Below are 770 nucleotides of genomic sequence, written 5' to 3' on the forward strand. Positions count from 1 at the left end.
GCGGTGGCCGGCCTGCTGCTGGTCGTCGCCGGGGTGCGCGGCACTCGCGCCCCGGCTGCCGCCCGCCCGGTGAAGGTCCGCACCGCCCGTCCGCCCCGGGCTCGCCGCGTCCTGCGCCTGCAGCTCGCCGGCGCCGCTGGCGGAGCCATGCTCACCTGGACGGTCACCGGCTGGCTGCCCTCGGCGCTGCTCACGGCTCTGGCGGTGTTCTTCCTGCCGTGGCTGCTGAACCCCAACCGGGCCGCGACCGAGCAGATCGAGCGCCTCGAAGCGCTCGCCCAGTGGACCCAGCGCCTGTCCGACCTGGTCATGACCGGTACCGGCATCGAGGACGCGATCGCCACGTCGGTGCGCACCGCGCCCAAGGCGATCGAGCGGGAGGTCGCCGACCTTGCCGTGCGGCTGCTCTCGCGCATGGAGCCGCGCGAGGCCCTGACCGCGTTCGCCCGGGCCCTGGGCGACCCGCGGGCCGACCTGGTTGCCGCGGCCCTGCTGCTGCGCATCCGCGACCGCGGCCCGGGCCTGGCCGATGTCCTGTCCGACATGGCGGCCCGGACCAAGGACATCGTCCGCCGCCGCCGTGACACCGAGGCCCACCGGGCCAAGCACCGCACCACGGTCCGCTGGATCTGCGCCATCACCGTCGTGGTCGTCATCGCCTCCTCCTTCAACAAGGAGCAGGTCGCCCCCTACGGAACCCCCCTGGGGATGATCGTCATGCTGCTGCTGGTCGCCGCCGTCATCGCCCTGTTCTGGTGGATGAACCGGCT

General features: G+C 73.9%; 1 protein-coding gene. It reads left to right on the plus strand.

Annotated features, from left to right (window positions below; genetic code table 11):
• Nucleotides 1-770: type II secretion system F family protein (locus RM812_RS41975; protein ID WP_311586256.1), on the plus strand; the 770-nt coding region annotated here is incomplete at both ends.

The organism is Streptomyces lancefieldiae, from assembly GCF_031845825.1.
In the GTDB taxonomy this organism is placed as follows: Bacteria; Actinomycetota; Actinomycetes; order Streptomycetales; family Streptomycetaceae; genus Streptomyces; species Streptomyces lancefieldiae.